Source organism: Streptomyces sp. NPDC051907 (genome assembly GCF_040681075.1).
Lineage (GTDB): Bacteria > Actinomycetota > Actinomycetes > Streptomycetales > Streptomycetaceae > Streptomyces.
Window position 1 is genome coordinate 31,496 of sequence record NZ_JBFAYB010000068.1, and the last position, 17,389, is coordinate 48,884.

A 17,389-nucleotide genomic window follows, 5' to 3' on the forward strand; every position below is an offset into this window, starting at 1 on the left:
TCGTACAGGCGCAGGTCGTGCGGGCGCAGGTCGTACGGGTCGTACGAGGTCAGGCGGTGGGCGCCGGCACCGAGGGGCGGCGGCTCGCGATGACCTTCCTGGCCAGCGCGCGCGGGCTGGTGAGGAATCCGTACCCCCACGACATGTGCATCGTGGCCAGCGCGACGGGGATCTGGAGCCGGGCCTTGAGCGACAGGCCCTTGCCCGCGGGGACGGACCCGGCGGCGATGGCGGCCAGATAGCCGGCCGGCACGACGAAGCCCCAGGGGGTGAGCGCCGCGCCTGCCACGGTGCCCGCCGCGATCAGGCAGACGGCGATCGGCGGGGCGAGGTAGCGCAGGTTGATCGAGCCCTGGTGGTAACGGGCCACGACATGGCGCCAGCGGCCGTAGTCCTTGTACTGCTTGGCGAGCGCCCGCACGGAGGGCCGCGGCCGGTACTGGACCTTGAGCTCCGGCGAGAACCAGATCAGCCCGCCGGCCTCGCGGATGCGGAAGTTCAGCTCCCAGTCCTGGGCGCGGATGAACTCCTCGTTGTAGCCGCCCTGCTGCTCCAGCGCCTCGCGGCGGAAGACGCCCAGGTACACGGTCTCCGCGCGGCCCGCCGCGCCGCCGGTGTGGAAGGCGGCGTTGCCGACGCCGATCCTGGAGGTCATCGCGGCGGCGACGGCGTCCTCCCAGGCGTTCTCGCCCTCGGCGTGCATGATGCCGCCGACGTTCTGCGCGCCGGTCTCCTCCAGCAGCCGGACCGCGGTGGCGATGTAGTTCGCCGACAGCATGCCGTGACCGTCGACCCGTACCACGATCGGATGACGCGATGCCTTGATGGCGGCGTTCAGCGCGGCCGGGGTGCGGCCCGTGGGGTTCGGCACCGTGTGGACACGGGCTCGGTCGTTGGACGCGGTCTCGCGGACGAGCTCCGCGGCGATCTCGTCGGTGCGGTCGGTGGAGGGCCCCAGAGCGATCACCACCTCCATCTCGCCGTCGTACTCCTGCTGGAGGATGTGGCGTACGGAGTTGCGCAGATGCCGTTCCTCGTTGAGGACCGGCATGATCACGGAGACGGCGGGCGCGGCGGCGGGCGTGGCGTTCATCGCCCGACACGTTACCGCGAATGGGGGACACGGACGCGCGGCGGCCGCTGGCTGCGCACTGTCGCTGATCGTATGGGCCTACGGTGCTCAAGATCCCCTCTCCTCTCCCCGTCGCCTCCAGCCCCTCTCCTACCCCTTAGCCCCCTTCACTCCCTCTTGTCTCGTCCATCCCCTTCCGTCTCCTCTGTACCGCCAGCCCCGTCGCCCGCGTCGCCCGCGGAGGTGTCCCCCCTGTGCCCACGCCGCCCCGCTCGAGCCGTCCACGCCCGACCGCGCAGCGCAGCAGCAGGAGCACGGTCCCGAACACGAGCGCGAGCGTGAACGCGCGTACGGGCACGGGCAGACGGCCGGCGGCGAGACGGCCCGCCCCGCGTCCGCCGGCGCCGCGGACGCGGTGGGGAGTGCGGATGGCGACGACGCTGTCGGTGCTGGTGCTGGGGGTCGGCGGGATCGGGCACGCGGTGGTGACCAGCCTGGACACGGGGATCACGCGGATCGACCCGTTCAAGGACATGAAGAACCGGCCCGAGGCCGGGCATGGGATGAACCTGCTGATCGTCGGCACGGACGGCCGCGAGAAGGTCACACGGGAGGCCCGCGGCAAGTACCGGCTGGGCGGCGCCCCCTGCCGCTGCACCGACACGATCATGATCGTGCACATCTCGGCGGACCGGACGCGGGCGAGCGTGGTGAGCCTGCCGAGGGACAGCTACGCGGAGATCCCGGCGCACACGGACGCGACGACCGGCAAGCGCCATGACCCGCACCCGGTGAAGATCAACGCCGCGTACGCGGAGGGCGGTCCCGCGCTGACGGTGCGGACCGTCGAGCACATGACCAAGGTGAAGATCGACCACTACCTGGAGATCGACTTCACCAGCTTCATGACGACCGTGGACGCGGTGGGCGGGGTGGAGATCTGCACGGCCCGGCCGATGAAGGACGGCTACACCGGCCTCGACCTGGCGGCGGGCACGCACAAGCTGAACGGCGGGCAGGCGCTGCAGTACGTCCGCTCGCGCCATATCGACGGCGCGGCGGACCTGGGGCGGATGCAGCGCCAGCAGCGCTTCCTGGCGGGGCTGATCCAGCAGGCGACGAGCGGCGGGGTGCTGCTCAACCCGGTGCGCTTCCAGGACGTCGCCGCCACGATGCTGCGGTCGGTGCGGGCGGACGAGGGCTTCCGCACGGAGCAGCTGCTCGCGCTCGGCGAGGCGATGCGGGGCTTCACTCCGGCGTCGTCGGAGTTCACGACGGTGCCGGTGAGCAGCCCCAGCCATCAGGTGAAGGGCGTCGGCTCCACGGTGAAGTGGGACGCCGCGAAGTCGCGGCGGCTCTTCTCGATGCTGCGCGAGGACAAGCCGCTCGCGCCGCTGAGTCCTGGGCCCCGCGGCCCGAAGGCGACGCCGGTGGAGGTCGCGCCGCAGCGGATCCGGGTGCAGGTCTACAACGGGACGCGTACGGACGGGCTGGGCGCGCGGGTCGACGCGGCGCTGCGGGCGACGGGCTTCGACACGACGCGCACGCCGCTGAACGGGGCGGGGGCGCGGGAGGCGGACCGTACGTTCGTGACGTACGACCCTCGCTGGGACCGCTCGGCGAGGAGCCTGGCGACGGCGCTCCCCGGCAGCGAACTCCGCGTGGCGAAGGGCCACGGGCCGACGCTGCGGGTGACGGCGGGCAAGGACTTCAAGAAGGTGACGAGGGTGCGGGCGGAGGAGGTGCAGGTGGGGGAGTTCGGGGCGATGAGAGGGGATCAGGTGGTGTGTCCGTAGGGCGGCGGAGGGCGACGGCCCGCCTGTCGGGGCGGCGGCCCGAACCCCGCGCCTCAACCTCCCCCAGACTCCGTCCGGGGGGACCCCCACGGGGCTGAGATGTCCGGGCCTTGACCTCGTGAGGCCCGAGGCGGCACGCCCTGCGGGCAGGCCGTCGGCGAGGCTGAATTTCCCGCCCCCGAGGCTGGAATCTGCGTTCGCTACGCCCGCGGGCGGCCCATCGCTCGGTAGACCCAGCCCGCCTCGCGCCACTTCGTCGCGTCCAGCGCGTTGCGGCCATCCAGGATGACGCGGTCCGTGACCGCCTCGCCCAGTGCCGCCGGGTCCAGGTCGCGGAATTCGCGCCACTCCGTCAGGTGGAGCACCACGTCCGCCCCGCGGACCGCCTCCAACGCGGAGTCCGCGTAGGCGAGGGTCGGGAAGAGGCGGCGGGCGTTCGCCATGCCCTTCGGGTCGTAGACGGTGACCTGGCCGCCCTGGAGGTGGATCTGGCCCGCCACGTTCAGCGCGGGCGAGTCGCGTACGTCGTCGGAGTCCGGCTTGAACGTCGCGCCGAGGACCGCGACCCGCTTGCCCAGGAAGCCGCCGCCGCCCAGTGCCTCGCGGGCCAGCTCGACCATGTGCCCGCGGCGGCGCATGTTGATCGAGTCGACCTCGCGCAGGAAGGTCAGCGCCTGGTCCGCGCCCAGCTCGCCGGCCCGCGCCATGAACGCGCGGATGTCCTTGGGCAGGCAGCCGCCGCCGAAGCCGATTCCGGCGCGCAGGAACTTCTTGCCGATGCGGTCGTCGTAGCCGATCGCCTCCGCCAGCTTCACGACGTCGCCGCCGGCCGCCTCGCAGACCTCGGCCATCGCGTTGATGAAGGAGATCTTGGTCGCGAGGAAGGAGTTGGCGGAGGTCTTCACCAGCTCCGCCGTCGGGAAGTCGGTCACCACGAACGGCGACCCCTCGGCGACGGGCGTCGCGTAGACCTCGCGCAGCAGCTTCTCGGCGCGCTCGCTCTCCACGCCCACCACGATCCGGTCGGGGTGCAGCGTGTCCTGCACGGCGAAGCCCTCCCGCAGGAACTCGGGGTTCCACGCCAGCTCCGCGTCCGCCCCGGCCGGCGCGAGCTCCGCCAGCCGCGCGGCGAGCCGCGCCGCGCTGCCCACCGGCACGGTGGACTTGCCGACGACGAGAGCCGCTCGCTTCAGCTGCGGCGCGAGGGATTCGAATGCGGAGTCGACGTACGACATGTCACAGGCGTACTCGCCGTGCTTCTGCGGCGTATTCACGCACACGAAATGGACGTCGCCGAATTCCCCGATCTCCTCCCAGGAGGTCGTGAAGCGCAGCCGCCCGCTCGAGCCCTCGAAGCCGGCGACGTGCCGCCGCAGGAGGTCCTCGAGGCCGGGCTCGTACATGGGGACCCGGCCGTCCGCCAGCATCTCGATCTTCTCGGGCACGACGTCGAGGCCGAGCACCTCGAAGCCCAGTTCCGCCATGGCCGCGGCGTGCGTGGCGCCGAGGTATCCGGTGCCGATCACGGTGATCTTGAGGGCCATGCGGTGCTCCAGGTTGGTGCGGGGCTCGGAGTGCGTGCCCGAGCATAGTCGGGCCCCTGGCGGGCACGTTTCCCGCTGTCCGGAACCTTGCACGGCCGCCACAGGAGCTGTCAGCAAGCTCACGTATGCCTTTGTGCAGACTGGCCCCTAAAATTGAGTTACTTAACGGTAGTTAGCGTTCCTTGGGGAGTGAGAGACCTTGGCCGGATCGGCTGATTTCGACCTGTACCGCCCGTCCGAAGAGCACGACATGCTCCGCGACGCCATCCGCTCGCTGTCCGAGGCCAAGATCGCTCCGTTCGCCGCCGAGGTGGACGAGGAGGCCCGCTTCCCGCAGGAGGCGCTGGACGCTCTCGTCTCCGCCGACCTGCACGCCGTGCACGTGCCCGAGGAGTACGGCGGCGCGGGCGCGGACGCGCTCGCCACCGTGATCGTGATCGAGGAGGTGGCGCGGGTCTGCGCCTCGTCCTCCCTGATCCCGGCGGTCAACAAGCTGGGCTCGCTCCCGGTGATCCTGTCCGGCTCCGAGGAGCTGAAGAAGCAGTACATGACCCCGCTCGCCAAGGGCGACGGGATGTTCTCCTACTGTCTCTCCGAGCCGGACGCGGGCTCGGACGCCGCGGGCATGAAGACCAAGGCGGTCCGCGACGGCGACCACTACGTCCTCAACGGCGTGAAGCGCTGGATCACCAACGCGGGCGTCTCCGAGTACTACACGGTGATGGCGGTCACCGACCCGACCAAGCGCTCCAAGGGCATCTCGGCGTTCGTCGTCGAGAAGGGCGACGAGGGCGTCTCCTTCGGCGCTCCGGAGAAGAAGCTCGGCATCAAGGGCTCCCCGACCCGCGAGGTCTACCTCGACAACGTCCGCATCCCCGCGGACCGCATGATCGGCGAGGAGGGCACGGGCTTCGCCACCGCGATGAAGACCCTGGACCACACCCGCATCACGATCGCGGCGCAGGCGCTGGGCATCGCCCAGGGCGCCCTCGACTACGCCAAGGGCTACGTCCAGGAGCGCAAGCAGTTCGGCAAGCCGATCGCCGACTTCCAGGGCATCCAGTTCATGCTCGCCGACATGGCGATGAAGATCGAGGCCGCGCGCCAGCTGACGTACGCGGCGGCGGCGAAGTCGCAGCGCGGCGACGCGGACCTGACCTTCCAGGGCGCGGCGGCCAAGTGCTTCGCCTCGGACGTCGCGATGGAGGTCACCACGGACGCGGTGCAGCTCCTCGGCGGCTACGGCTACACCCGTGACTACCCGGTGGAGCGCATGATGCGCGACGCCAAGATCACGCAGATCTACGAGGGCACGAACCAGGTCCAGCGGATCGTGATGGCGCGCAACCTGCCGTAAGACGGTCCCTCAGGCTGACATCGGCTCGCTCTGAGAACGGTCCCCGCGTCGCATGTACGCGGGGACCGTTCGTCGTTGCGGCGATCAGCGACCGCGCCAGCGCACAGCGAAGGGCCCCCGCCGGAGCGTCCAGCGGGGGCCCTTCGCCGTGCGGGTCAGCGGTCCGAGGTGACCGTGACCTTCTCGTCGTTCTTGAGCTGCTCCACCAGCTGCTTCACCTTGTCCTTGTCCCAGGTCAGGTTGCCGCCGCGGGTGCCGGAGATCGGGATGTTCATGGACTTGCCCTCGCCTCCGGTGACGCCCTTCATGGCGAAGAACATCTGGCCCAGGGAGTACAGCGACATGTCCTTGTCCACGATCAGCGTGTCCAGGCCCGCGCCCATCGTCGGGTAGAGCTTGAACGGGTTGAGGATCGTGCCCGGCGTCGCCGTCTGGTTCGCCAGCGCCGCGAGGAACTTCTGCTGGTTCTTCGTACGGTCCAGGTCGCTGCCCGCGAAGGCGTACCGGGTCCGGACGAACGCCAGCGACTGCTCGCCGTCCAGCGTCTGCTTGCCCGCCTGGAAGTCCGCGCCCGACTTCTTGTCCTTGAACGCCTTCGGGATGTCGATCTCCACCCCGCCGATCGAGTCCACGATGTTCGCGAAGCCGGCGAAGCCGATCTCGACGTAGTGGTCGATGCGCAGGCCGGTGTTGTGCTCGACGGTGCGCACGAGCAGCTCCGGACCGTCCTCGGCGTACGCGGCGTTCAGCTTCACGCGGCGGCCCTCCGCCGGGAAGAGCTTGCCGGACTCCGAGCCCTTGAAGGACGGGATCTCGACGTCCGAGTCGCGCGGCAGCGAGATCAGGGTCGGGCCGTTGGAGCCGTCGTGCAGGATCATCATCGAGTCGGTCCGCTTGCCGTCGGCCGAGCCCGTGTGGAGCTTCTTCTTCTCCTCGTCGGACATGCCCTCACGGCTGTCCGAGCCGACGATCAGGTAGTTGGTGCCCTCGCCCCCGCCGGGGCGCTCGATGACCTTGGAGAGGTCGACCTCGCGCTTGAGCTTGGAGTCGGCCCAGAAGTACGTGCCGATGGAGACCGCGAGCAGCACGACGACCAGCGTGAGCGAGCCGATCTTGATCCTGCGCCGCCAGTTGGGAGCGGCCCGGCCTGCGGGCGGCGGACCGCTGAAGCCGCCGCGGCCGCCCTGGCCGTCGCCCTGGCCGGGGCCGCCGCCCTGGGGGGCGCCGTAGACCTGGCCCGTGTTGTAGCCGCTGTCGTACGGGGCGTCGTAGCCCTCGTACCCCTGCGACTGCTGCGGAGGGACCGCGGGGCGCTGCGGCGCGGCAGGGCGCTGCACATGGCGCATCACTCGAGCGCCCTCGGGCTGCGAGCCCTGGCTGCCTCGTCCGTATCCTTCGGGCCAATCATTCATGCGGAACAGTGTGCAGGCATGGGCGGGGGGCGAGACAGGCCGGGTGGGAAATCGCACCAGGGCTGTTGCGAAGCTGATGCAATATGGCCCGGCATAAGGTGGAGCGCATGACAGATCAGGCCCTGCGCCCGGAGGCTGAAATCCCGGGCAAGCCCACCGCGGCGTCCCGCACCACCCTCAGCCACATCATGACCAACAGTGACACTAATCTCCTCGGCACTGTGCACGGCGGCGTGATCATGAAGCTGGTGGACGACGCGGCGGGCGCGGTGGCCGGCAGGCACTCCGGCGGACCCGCCGTGACCGCCTCCATGGACGAGATGGTCTTCCTCGAGCCGGTCCGCGTCGGCGACTTGGTGCATGTGAAGGCCCAGGTCAACTGGACGGGCCGGTCCTCGATGGAGGTCGGCGTGCGCGTCTTGGCCGAGCGCTGGAACGAGTCGACGCCGGCGACGCAGGTGGGCAGCGCGTACCTGGTCTTCGCGGCGGTGGACGGGGACGGCAAGCCGCGTCCCGTGCCGCCGGTGATCCCGGAGACCGAGCGGGACCAACGCCGCTACCAGGAGGCGCAGATCAGGCGCACGCACCGGCTGGCCCGACGCCGGGCGATCAAGGAGCTGCGGGAGCGGCGCGCGGCCGAGGGGATGGACGACTAGAGGCTCGGAGGAGGGGCGGGGGGGGTGGGCGACGCCCCCCTCCAGGAGTCCGGGCCCCTCCGAGCGTCAGAGACTCTCCGGGCGTCAGGGCGCGCCGCGTCCCAGGATTCAGGGTGCGCCCGACTTCTCAGATCGTGCCGCGTCCCAGGCGTCAGGGCGCGCCGCGCCAAGGACTCAGAGCACGTCGAGTCCCAGGACTCAGAGCGCGTCGCGTCCCGGAAGTCAGGGTGCCCTGCGTCCCAGGACTCAAGGCGTGCCGCGCCCAGAAGTCACGGCGCGCTGCGGCGTGCCCGGTATGTCCGCATCTTCGCCCGCGCCCCGCATACCGCCATCGAGCACCACCGGCTCCGGCCCGCCGGGCTGCGGTCGTAGTACGCCCAGTGGCAGTCCTCCGCCTCGCACGCCTTGAGGCGCGACCAGGTGCCGTCCGCAGCCGCCGCGGCCAGAGCCGCCGCCACGCGCGAGGCCAGCGTGTGGGGCGCCGCCGGGCGCAGCGCCGCCGAGCCGTCCGGCCGGACCGTGACCAGCAGGGGCGCCTCCGACAGGAGATCGTCGAGCGCCGTCGGCGAGTGGCCGGGGAGGGTGTGGCCCGCGTGGGCCAGGCATGCCGCGCGCAGCGCCTCGCGCAGCTCGCGGGCCGCGGGGACCTCCGCCTCGGCGAGGCCGAAGCCCGCCCGGCCGTCCGTCGTGTCCAGCGCGTCCGCGCCCGTCTCGACGTTCAACGTGTTCACCAGGGCCTCGACCAGCGCGAGGCCGCCCGGCGCCGCGGCTCTGTCATTCATGGTTGCGAGGTTACCGCCAATGCGGGACCATGCAGTAACCGTTACCGGTGGAGGCCGCATAGAGGTAACCACCGTCGAGGAGGAGCCATGCCTGTCGCCACGCTGGGCACTGTCGTGCTGGACTGTCCCGACCCCGTCGCCCTCGGTCGTTTCTACGCCTCCGTGCTCGGCGGCGAGATCGAGGACGACGGCGAGGGCTGGGTCGACCTGAAGGGCGCGCAGGGCGGCGTCGCGCTCTCCTTCCAGGGCGCGCCCGGGTACGTACCGCCGAAGTGGCCCGCGCCGGACGCCTCGCAGCAGTTCCATCTGGACCTGACCGTCGAGGACCTCGACGCCGCCGAGAAGGATGTGCTGGCCCTGGGCGCGCGGGTGCTGGACGCCGACGACCGGGCGCGGAGCTGGCGCGTGTACGCCGACCCGGCCGGGCACCCCTTCTGCCTCTGCGCCTGCTGAGACGGACGGGGGGTACGGACCCTCGGTCCGTACCCCCCCGCGCTCACGCGTCCGAGCCCCGCGGGCTCACGCGTCCAGCTGCTCCCTCGTCGCGTCGAGTTGCTCCCGCGTCGCGTTCGACGGGCCTCGCGTGGACTGAAGGTCCCGCGCCACGTCCTCCGCGTCCCGCAGCGCCCGCACCGCGTTCTGCCAGGTCAGCTTCGCCAGGTCGGAGTCCGACCAGCCGCGCCGCAGCAGCTCCGCCACCAGGTTCGGGTAGCCCGCCACGTCGTCCAGGCCCGCCGGGGTGAACGCCGTGCCGTCGAAGTCGCCGCCGATGCCGATGTGGTCGATCCCGGCGACCTCGCGCATATGGTCGAGGTGGCCCGCGACCGTCGCCACGGTCGCCACCGGACGCGGACGCCTCGCCTCGAACTCCGCGTGGATCCGCATCGCCTCGGGCGTGATGTCCAGCGCGTGCAGCCCGTGCGCGCGCATGTTCTCGTCCGCCTCGGCCGTCCAGGACACCGCCTCGGGCAGGATGAACTTCGGCACGAACGTGGCCATCGCCACTCCCCCGTTGCCCGGCAGCAGCGCCAGCACGTCGTCGGGGACGTTGCGCGGATGGTCGCAGACCGCCCGCGCGGAGGAGTGGGAGAAGATCACCGGCGCGCGAGACGTCGAGAGCGCGTCGCGCATCGTCGTCGCCGCCACATGCGAGAGGTCGACGAGCATGCCGACGCGGTTCATCTCCCGTACGACCTCGTGGCCGAAGGGCGAGAGCCCGCCGACGCCCGGCTCGTCGGTCGCCGAGTCCGCCCACGGGACGTTGTCGTTGTGGGTGAGCGTCATATAGCGGACGCCCAGGGCGTGCAGCGCCCGCAGCGTGGCCAGCGAGCTGTTGATGGAGTGCCCGCCCTCCGCGCCCATGAGGGAGGCGATCCGGCCCTCGGCGCGCGCCTTCTCCATGTCGTCGGCGGTCAGGGCCCGGACCAGCTCCGTCGGATAGCGCTCCAGCAGCTGCGCGACGCCGTCGATCTGCTCCAGCGTCGCGCTGACCGCCTCGTCGCCGGCCAGGCCGCTGCGGACGTACACGGACCAGAACTGCGCCCCGACCCCGCCGGCCCGCAGCCGGGGGATGTCGGTATGCAGCCGCCCGCTCTGGTCGCCCGCGAGGTCCAGGCGGTCCAGGTCGTAGCGGACCTGCTCGCGCAGCGCCCAGGGCAGATCGTTGTGGCCGTCGACTACGGGGTGCTCGGCGAGGAGTTCGCGAGCTCGGCTGAGGTGGTCCGTGGGGGAGTCCATCCGCTGTTACTTCCCGAAACCGAAGGACTCCGCACCTGCGACCTTGGAACGGAGTCGCTTGCCCTTCTCGGTCGCCTGGTCGTTCAGCTCCTGCTGGAACTCGCGCATGCGGGCGAGGAGTTCGCCGTCCTGCGTCGCCAGGATGCGGGCCGCCAGCAGGCCCGCGTTGCGCGCGCCGGCGACCGAGACCGTCGCCACGGGCACGCCCGCCGGCATCTGCACGATGGACAGCAGGGAGTCCATGCCGTCGAGGTACTTCAGCGGGACGGGTACGCCGATCACCGGGAGGGGGGTCACGGAGGCGAGCATGCCCGGCAGATGGGCCGCTCCCCCGGCGCCCGCGATGATCGCCTTGAGGCCGCGGGCGTCGGCCTGCTCCCCGTACGCGATCATCTCGCGCGGCATGCGGTGCGCGGAGACGACGTCGACCTCGTAGCCGATCTCGAACTCGTCGAGCGCCTGCGCGGCCGCCTCCATGACGGGCCAGTCGGAGTCGGATCCCATGACGATGCCGACGGCGGGGCCGGTGGTGCTGCTCATTCGACGATCGTTCCTCTGAGGTAGCCGGCTGCGTGACGAGCGCGCTCCAGCACGTCGTCCAGGTCGTCGCCGTAGGTGTTGACGTGCCCCACCTTGCGGCCGGGCTTCACGTCCTTGCCGTACATATGGATCTTGAGCTGCGGGTCGCGGGCCATGCAGTGCAGATAGGCCGCGTACATGTCGGGGTAGTCGCCGCCGAGGACGTTCGCCATGACCGTCCACGGGGCGCGCGGACGCGGATCGCCCAGCGGGAGGTCCAGGACGGCCCGCACATGGTTGGCGAACTGCGAGGTGATCGCGCCGTCCTGGGTCCAGTGGCCGGAGTTGTGCGGACGCATGGCCAGCTCGTTGACGAGGATCCGGCCGTCGGCCGTCTCGAACAGCTCGACCGCCAGATGCCCGACGACGTCGAGCTCCTTCGCGATCCGCAGGGCGAGCTCCTGGGCCTGGCCGGCGAGCTCCTCGGAGAGGTTCGGCGCGGGCGCGATCACCGTGTCGCAGACGCCGTCGACCTGCTGGGACTCGACGACCGGGTAGGCGACGGCCTGGCCGTGCGGGGAGCGCACGATGTTCGCCGCGAGCTCGCGGACGAAGTCGACCTTCTCCTCGGCGAGGACGGGGACGCCCGCCTTGAAGGGCGCCTCGGCGTCCTCCTGAGAACGGACGAACCAGACGCCCTTGCCGTCGTAGCCGCCGCGCACGGTCTTGAGGATGACGGGGAAGCCGTCTCCCTCCGCCGCGAACGCCGACACGTCGGCGGGGTCGGCCACGATGCGGTGGCGCGGGCAGGGCACGCCGAGCTCGTCGAGCCGGGCGCGCATCACGCCCTTGTCCTGGGCGTGCACCAGAGCGTCGGGGCCGGGACGGACGGGGATGCCGTCCGCCTCCAGGGCCCGCAGGTGCTCGATCGGGACGTGCTCGTGATCGAAGGTGATCACGTCGCAGCCGCGCGCGAACTCACGCAGCGTGTCCAGGTCGCGGTAGTCGCCGATGACGACATCGCCGACGACCTGGGCCGCGGAGTCCTGTGGAGTGTCAGAGAGGAGCTTGAATCTAAGGCCGAGGGGGATGCCCGCCTCGTGGGTCATACGGGCGAGCTGACCGCCGCCGACCATGCCGACTACCGGGAACGTCACCCTCACAGGGTATCCGCCGCACTCCGGGCCCCTGCCGCGCCCGGTCCCGGGGCCGGCCGCGGCCCGTCCCGGAACCCTTGCGGGGACTGACCCGTCACAGCCTCGCTACACGTTTCCGGCGGCCCGGAGGCGTGAGCGGAAGCCGCTGGTTAGCATGACTGCGTTGACGGACACCGACCCGGACGGGGCTGAGCGATCACCATGAGTGAACGAAGCGCACTGCGCGTGCGGCTGGAGCAGCTCGCGCGCGAGTTCGCGAAGTTCGGGGCGGTCGGCGGCGTGGGTCTCTTGGTCGACCTCGGCGTCTTCAATCTCGTACGCCATTTCACGGACATCCCCGTCGTGCGCGCCAGCATCGTGGCGACGGTGGTCGCGATCGGCTTCAACTATCTGGGGTTCCGCTACTTCACCTACCGGGACCGCGACAAGAGCCGCCGGACCAAGGAGATGTCGCTGTTCTTCGTGTTCAGCGTGGTCGGGCTGGTGATCCAGAGCGGGGTGCTGTACGCGGCGACGTACGGGTTCGGCTGGGACACCCCGCTGCAGAGCAACATCTTCAAGTTCCTCGGCATCGGCATCGCGACGCTGTTCCGCTTCTGGTCGTACCGCACCTGGGTGTTCCGCGCGCTGCCGGCGCGCGAGGCGGTGCAGACGGCGGAATCGTTCCTGGGGCAGGGCGCGCAGCAGCCGCGGCCTCAGCCCGACAAGGTCGGCTGACCGCCTTCGGCTGACCGGGGCGTACGGCTTCAGTGGCTGCTGCTGTGTACGGGCTGCTGCTCGTGCTGCTGCTCAGCGGACCGTGGGCTCCGGGTCGTCCTTGGGGCGGCGCTGCACCCGGCTGAGGAAGAGCGCGAAGACCGGCGGGTGCTGCTGGAGCAGCTCCAGCCGTCCGCCGTCCGCCTCCGCCAGGTCGCGGGCGACGGCCAGTCCGATGCCGGTGGAGTTGCGCCCGCTGATGGTCCGCTCGAAGATCCGCGCGCCCAGGTCGGCGGGGACGCCCGGCCCCTCGTCGGTGACCTCGATCACGGCCTGGTTGCCGGTGACGCGCGTGCGTACGGCGACGGTGCCGCCGCCGTGCATCAGGGAGTTCTCGATCAGCGCGGCGAGCACCTGGGCGACGGCCCCCGGGGTGCCGACCGCCCGCATGCCCTGGCGGCCCGAGCAGACGATCGCCCGGCCCATGCTCCGGTAGACCGGCTTCCACTCCTCCAGCTGCTGCTTGACCACCTCGTCCAGGTCGAAGGCGACGGCCGAGCCGATGCGGGGGTCGCGGGAATTCGTCAGCAGCCGCTCGACGACGTCGGTGAGCCGCTCCACCTGGGTGAGCGCGATGCTCGCCTCCTCCTTCACCGTGTCGAGGTCCTCGGCGACGGTGATCTCCTCCAGCCGCATGGAGAGCGCGGTGAGGGGCGTGCGGAGCTGGTGCGAGGCGTCCGCGGCGAGCCGGCGCTCGGCGGTGAGCATCCGCGCGATCCGCTCGGCGGACGCGTCGAGGACGTCGGCGACGCGGTCGAGCTCGGGGACGGAGTACCGCTTGTGGCGGGGGCGCGGATCGCCGGAGCCGAGGCGTTCGGCGGTCTCCGCGAGGTCGGTGAGGGGGGAGGCGAGCCGATTGGCCTGGCGTACGGCGAGGAGTACGGCGGCGATGACGGCGAGCAGGGCGACCGCGCCGATGATCAGGAGGGTGCGGCCGACCTCGCGGGTGACGGAGGAGCGCGACTCCTCGACGGTGACGGTCTCGTCGCGCTCGCCCTCGGCGACGCCTCGGATGACGCTGCCGGTGGGCCGCTCGCCGATCTCGATCGAGGGGCGGCCGGGGATCTCGATGAGGGCGTACCGCTTGGCGCCGCTCTGCTCGGCGAGGATGTCGGGGTTGACGGGCTCGCCGCCGATGAGCCGGCTGTCGACGATGCTGACGAGGCGCAGGGCCTCGGAGTCCACGCTCTCCTGCGCGCTGCTGCTGATCGTGCGGGTCTCGACGAGGACGAGGGAGACCCCGAAGACGGCGATGACGACGAGCACGACGGCGAGGGTGGAGTTGATCAATCGTCGACGCAAGGGTGCGGCCCTCCGGCAGCTCGGGGTGTGGGGGTCTGCCCGCCTTCGAGGGTAGGCCGCGCGATTCGGCAGAGCGTCACTGTGTGGACGCGCAGGGGGTGGACCTGGGCGGGCGGGCTGGACCTGGGTGGGCGGGGGCTGTGGTCGTAGCTGCCGCGAGTGGGGCGGCGTGGGCTCTCGCGGCTACGGGCCCGCGGTGAACGGACTCGCGCGGGCGCGGGCTGCCGTGCGGAGCCGCACAGTGCTGGACGTGCGCGGGCGCTGGCCGGCACGGGCGCAGACCGCCGCGAGTACCTGTGCGGGTGGCCCGCGGGGCTCTGCCCCGGACCCCGCGCCTCAAACTCCCCCAGACTTCGTCCGGGGGGACCCCCATGGGGCTGATTTGGGCCGGCACGCTGTGGACCTGCGCGGGCGCAGGCCCGTGCCGTACGAGCCGCGCGGTGCGCACCCAGGGAACCCTGCCGCGCGTACCCGCACACCGTGGACCCGCACAGGCCCGGACCCCGCTGCCCGTGCAGACCCGGGGAACCCTCCGCCGCGCCCAAGAGCCTCTAGCGCAGGCGCGAGCCAGCTGCCCGCCCCCGGCCTCAGCTCTTCTCGAAGCGGAAACCGACGCCTCGTACCGTCGCGATGTACCTCGGGTTCGCCGCGTCGTCGCCGAGCTTCTTGCGCAGCCACGAGATGTGCATGTCCAGCGTCTTGGTCGACGACCACCAGGTCGTGTCCCACACCTCGCGCATCAGCTGGTCCCGCGTCACCACCCGTCCCGCGTCCCGGACCAGCACCCGCAGCAGGTCGAACTCCTTCGCCGTCAGCTGGAGCTCCTCCTCGCCCATCCACGCGCGGTGCGACTCGACGTCGATGCGCACGCCGTGCGTCGAGGGCGCCGGGACGGGCTCCGCGGAGCCGCGGCGGAGCAGCGCCCGTACCCGCGCCAGCAGTTCGGCCAGGCGGAACGGCTTGGTGACGTAGTCGTCGGCGCCGGCGTCCAGGCCGACCACCGTGTCCACCTCGTCCGCACGGGCCGTCAGCACCAGGATCGGGATCGTGTGGCCCTCGGAGCGGAGGCGTCGGGCGACCTCCAGGCCGTCCATCCCCGGGAGCCCCAGGTCCAGTACGACCAGGTCGACTCCACCGGCGAGCCCTGCGTCCAACGCGCTCGGGCCGTCCTCGCGCACCTCGACGTCGTAGCCCTCCCGGCGCAGTGCGCGAGCCAGCGGCTCCGAGATGGATGCGTCGTCCTCGGCGAGCAGTACACGGGTCATGGGGTGATGGTAGTCCGCGCGGGGTACACCCTGGAGCGTGATCGACAAGCCCTGCGACTTGGCGATGAGATCCTGTCTACGACCTTCGATTCAGGGCAGACGGTTCCCTGAACACCTATGATCCATTTCACAAGTCCTTCCATATGCCGCACTGTCGTGGCGTATGGTGTCGAGGCGCCTGTAGTGCTACACGCGACCTTTGGCCCGTTTTGACGAGCCAAGGGTCTCTTTTCTGCGCAAGACTGGCTCGCCAGTCTTGGTGATCGTGAACGACCTATAGGCCGGGCCCCGCACGCGACGCCGCGGGCGGGGCGTGGATCCCGGTGCGGTCCTGTCCTCGCCTCCGGCTCATACGGAGGAGCCCCTCAGGGTGGGGTCGTGGGGCAGAGCACGCCGGTGTCGGCTACCCCCACCGGGCGCGTACCGCTCACAAGGCGCCGCGTCCCGAGCGAGCAAGGATCGACCATGGCGTCCAGCCTGACGAAGGACTCGGCCAGCACTGCTGGTTCGGAGAAGACCTTCCTCGGCCACCCCCGCGGTATGGCCACCCTCTTCATGACGGAGATGTGGGAGCGCTTCTCCTGGTACGGGATGCGCGCCATCCTCACGCTGTACCTGGTGGCCGCCGTCCTCGACGGACCGCTCGAGGACCGCAAGGTTCTCGCCGCCTCGATCTACGGCGTCTACAACGCCGTCGTCTACATGGCCGCCATGCCCGGCGGCTGGGTCGCGGACCGCCTCTGGGGCGCCCGCAAGGCAGTTCTCGTCGGCGGCGTCATCATCGCGCTCGGCCACTACACGCTGGCGATCCCGAGCAACGCCGCCTTCTTCGTCGGCCTCGCGCTGATCGCCGTCGGCACGGGTCTGCTGAAGCCGAACGTCTCCGTGATGGTCGGCGGCCTCTACGACGGCCAGCCCAGCGCCCGCCGCGACGCCGGCTTCACGCTCTTCTACATGGCGATCAACATCGGCGCCATGTTCGCGCCGCTGATCGTCGGCTTCCTCGGCGAGAACGTCAACTGGCACCTCGGCTTCGCCGCCGCCGGCGTCGGCATGACGATGGCCGTCGTCCAGTACGTCCTCGGCGGCCGCCACCTCGGCGACGTCGGCAAGGAGCCGGCCAAGCCCGCCTCGGCCGAGGAGAAGCGCTCGGTCCTGCGCAAGGTCCTGCTGTGGGCCGGCATCGCCGTCGCCGCGCTGGCGATCGACATCGCCGCGGGCACCTACGACATAGAGCACATCGTCAACCTGCTCGCCGTCCTCGGCGTGGTCGTGCCGATCGTCTACTTCGTCGCGATCTTCCGCAACCCGGCGCTCAGCGCCGAGGACCGGCCGAAGATCAAGGCGTACGTGTGGTTCTTCGTGACCGCCGTGCTCTTCTGGATGATCTACGACCAGTCCGGCTCGCTGCTGACGCTCTTCGCCGACGAGAAGACCGACCGCATGATCGGCGGCTGGGAGTTCCCGGCCTCCTGGTACCAGTCGGTCAACCCGATGATGGTCATCGTCCTGGCGCCGATCTTCGCCACGCTGTGGGTCTGGCTGGCCAAGCGCAACCGCGAGCCCAGCACCCCGATGAAGTTCGCCCTGGCGATGCTCCTCATCGGCGGCTCCTTCGCCATCATGGGCCTCGCCGGCGCCGCGGCCGCGAACAGCGAGACCGGCAAGGTCACCGTCTTCTGGCTGCTGAGCGTCTACCTCGTCCAGACCATCGGCGAGATGTGCCTGTCGCCGGTGGGCCTGTCCCTGTCGACGAAGCTGGCCCCCAAGCTGTTCGTCGGCCAGATCATGGGCCTGTGGTTCCTCGCCAGCGCGACCGGCAACGCCCTGAACGGGTGGACCACCAAGCTCAACGCCCCGCTGGGCGACGCCGTGTACTACACGATGTGGGCGGTCGTCGCCGTCGCGGCCGGCTTCGCCTTCATGACCGCGGGCAAGCAGATCCGCGCGCTCATGGGCGGCGTGAAGTAACTCCCGCGCGCCGTCCGGCGCGCGAACGGCGGAGGGCCGGCACGAAGAGATCTCTTCGTGCCG

Annotated in this window: 15 protein-coding genes; 6 read left to right on the forward strand and 9 right to left on the reverse strand. The window is 71.0% G+C overall.

Annotated elements, in window-relative coordinates; genetic code table 11:
* Positions 1-49 precede the first annotated feature (49 nt).
* Positions 50-1,093, reverse strand: coding sequence for a glycosyltransferase family 2 protein (locus tag AB0M39_RS28840; RefSeq protein ID WP_365368874.1), 1,044 nt, complete (start codon positions 1,091-1,093; stop codon positions 50-52).
* Positions 1,094-1,494: 401 nt separating this feature from the next.
* On the opposite strand from AB0M39_RS28840, the gene AB0M39_RS28845 reads away from it, so the two are divergent.
* On the forward strand, positions 1,495-2,868 hold the full coding sequence (locus AB0M39_RS28845) for an LCP family protein (RefSeq protein WP_365368888.1): 1,374 nt from the start codon (positions 1,495-1,497) through the stop codon (positions 2,866-2,868).
* A 200-nt stretch (positions 2,869-3,068) separates the two neighbouring features.
* Here the strand turns inward: AB0M39_RS28845 and AB0M39_RS28850 are convergent, their stop codons facing one another.
* A complete protein-coding gene (locus AB0M39_RS28850) occupies positions 3,069-4,412 on the reverse strand; it encodes a UDP-glucose/GDP-mannose dehydrogenase family protein (protein ID WP_365368875.1) in 1,344 nt (447 codons plus the stop codon).
* A gap of 199 nt (positions 4,413-4,611) precedes the next feature.
* Between AB0M39_RS28850 and AB0M39_RS28855 the strand changes: the two genes are divergently transcribed.
* Entirely contained in the window at positions 4,612-5,769 is a 1,158-nt protein-coding gene (locus tag AB0M39_RS28855; RefSeq protein WP_365368876.1) for an acyl-CoA dehydrogenase, read from the forward strand.
* A 155-nt stretch (positions 5,770-5,924) separates the two neighbouring features.
* Here AB0M39_RS28855 and AB0M39_RS28860 read toward each other — a convergent pair whose 3' ends face one another.
* Positions 5,925-7,181, reverse strand: a complete 1,257-nt coding sequence (locus tag AB0M39_RS28860) for an LCP family protein (RefSeq protein WP_365368877.1) — start codon at positions 7,179-7,181, stop codon at positions 5,925-5,927.
* A 107-nt stretch (positions 7,182-7,288) separates the two neighbouring features.
* Here AB0M39_RS28860 and AB0M39_RS28865 point away from each other — a divergent pair, with 107 nt between their 5' ends.
* Entirely contained in the window at positions 7,289-7,837 is a 549-nt protein-coding gene (locus AB0M39_RS28865) for an acyl-CoA thioesterase (RefSeq protein WP_365368878.1), read from the forward strand.
* Between the two features lie 269 nt (positions 7,838-8,106).
* On the opposite strand, the gene AB0M39_RS28870 is transcribed toward AB0M39_RS28865, so the two are convergent.
* Entirely contained in the window at positions 8,107-8,619 is a 513-nt protein-coding gene (locus AB0M39_RS28870; RefSeq protein ID WP_365368879.1) for a CGNR zinc finger domain-containing protein, read from the reverse strand.
* An 87-nt stretch (positions 8,620-8,706) separates the two neighbouring features.
* Here AB0M39_RS28870 and AB0M39_RS28875 point away from each other — a divergent pair, with 87 nt between their 5' ends.
* Positions 8,707-9,072 carry a VOC family protein gene (locus AB0M39_RS28875; RefSeq protein ID WP_365368880.1) on the forward strand — a complete coding sequence of 122 codons (366 nt, stop codon included), beginning with the start codon at positions 8,707-8,709 and terminating at the stop codon, positions 9,070-9,072.
* Positions 9,073-9,138: 66 nt separating this feature from the next.
* Here the strand turns inward: AB0M39_RS28875 and AB0M39_RS28880 are convergent, their stop codons facing one another.
* From AB0M39_RS28880 to AB0M39_RS28890, 3 genes are read right to left on the reverse strand one after another with little or no spacing between them, the layout of a single operon-like run.
* On the reverse strand, positions 9,139-10,356 hold the full coding sequence (locus AB0M39_RS28880; RefSeq protein WP_365368881.1) for a dipeptidase: 1,218 nt from the start codon (positions 10,354-10,356) through the stop codon (positions 9,139-9,141).
* Positions 10,357-10,362: 6 nt separating this feature from the next.
* Positions 10,363-10,896 carry a 5-(carboxyamino)imidazole ribonucleotide mutase gene (gene purE / locus AB0M39_RS28885; RefSeq protein WP_365368882.1) on the reverse strand — a complete coding sequence of 178 codons (534 nt, stop codon included), beginning with the start codon at positions 10,894-10,896 and terminating at the stop codon, positions 10,363-10,365.
* On the reverse strand, positions 10,893-12,038 hold the full coding sequence (locus AB0M39_RS28890) for a 5-(carboxyamino)imidazole ribonucleotide synthase (protein WP_365368883.1): 1,146 nt from the start codon (positions 12,036-12,038) through the stop codon (positions 10,893-10,895). Before AB0M39_RS28890 ends, purE begins: the two co-directional genes overlap by 4 nt.
* A 195-nt stretch (positions 12,039-12,233) precedes the next feature.
* Between AB0M39_RS28890 and AB0M39_RS28895 the strand changes: the two genes are divergently transcribed.
* Complete coding sequence (locus AB0M39_RS28895) at positions 12,234-12,749, forward strand: GtrA family protein (RefSeq protein WP_365368884.1); 516 nt, start codon at positions 12,234-12,236, stop codon at positions 12,747-12,749.
* Positions 12,750-12,821: 72 nt separating this feature from the next.
* Here AB0M39_RS28895 and AB0M39_RS28900 read toward each other — a convergent pair whose 3' ends face one another.
* Positions 12,822-14,090: an ATP-binding protein gene (locus AB0M39_RS28900; RefSeq protein WP_365368885.1), complete on the reverse strand. Its 1,269-nt coding sequence runs from the start codon at positions 14,088-14,090 to the stop codon at positions 12,822-12,824.
* 587 nt (positions 14,091-14,677) lie between these two features.
* On the reverse strand, positions 14,678-15,355 hold the full coding sequence (locus tag AB0M39_RS28905) for a response regulator transcription factor (protein ID WP_365368886.1): 678 nt from the start codon (positions 15,353-15,355) through the stop codon (positions 14,678-14,680).
* Between the two features lie 465 nt (positions 15,356-15,820).
* Between AB0M39_RS28905 and AB0M39_RS28910 the strand changes: the two genes are divergently transcribed.
* Entirely contained in the window at positions 15,821-17,326 is a 1,506-nt protein-coding gene (locus AB0M39_RS28910) for a peptide MFS transporter (RefSeq protein ID WP_365368887.1), read from the forward strand.
* Positions 17,327-17,389: the final 63 nt, after the last annotated feature.

Excerpts from the sequence above, each read along its gene's own strand:
- AB0M39_RS28840 (WP_365368874.1), bottom strand. The coding sequence starts at position 1,093 with ATGAACGCCACGCCCGCCGCCGCGCCCGCCGTCTCCGTGATCATGCCG.
- AB0M39_RS28850 (WP_365368875.1), bottom strand. The coding sequence starts at position 4,412 with ATGGCCCTCAAGATCACCGTGATCGGCACCGGATACCTCGGCGCCACG.
- AB0M39_RS28860 (WP_365368877.1), bottom strand. The coding sequence starts at position 7,181 with ATGAATGATTGGCCCGAAGGATACGGACGAGGCAGCCAGGGCTCGCAG.
- AB0M39_RS28865 (WP_365368878.1), top strand. The coding sequence starts at position 7,289 with ATGACAGATCAGGCCCTGCGCCCGGAGGCTGAAATCCCGGGCAAGCCC.
- AB0M39_RS28870 (WP_365368879.1), bottom strand. The coding sequence starts at position 8,619 with ATGAATGACAGAGCCGCGGCGCCGGGCGGCCTCGCGCTGGTCGAGGCC.
- AB0M39_RS28875 (WP_365368880.1), top strand. The coding sequence starts at position 8,707 with ATGCCTGTCGCCACGCTGGGCACTGTCGTGCTGGACTGTCCCGACCCC.
- AB0M39_RS28880 (WP_365368881.1), bottom strand. The coding sequence starts at position 10,356 with ATGGACTCCCCCACGGACCACCTCAGCCGAGCTCGCGAACTCCTCGCC.
- purE (WP_365368882.1), bottom strand. The coding sequence starts at position 10,896 with ATGAGCAGCACCACCGGCCCCGCCGTCGGCATCGTCATGGGATCCGAC.
- AB0M39_RS28895 (WP_365368884.1), top strand. The coding sequence starts at position 12,234 with ATGAGTGAACGAAGCGCACTGCGCGTGCGGCTGGAGCAGCTCGCGCGC.
- AB0M39_RS28905 (WP_365368886.1), bottom strand. The coding sequence starts at position 15,355 with ATGACCCGTGTACTGCTCGCCGAGGACGACGCATCCATCTCGGAGCCG.
- AB0M39_RS28910 (WP_365368887.1), top strand. The coding sequence starts at position 15,821 with ATGGCGTCCAGCCTGACGAAGGACTCGGCCAGCACTGCTGGTTCGGAG.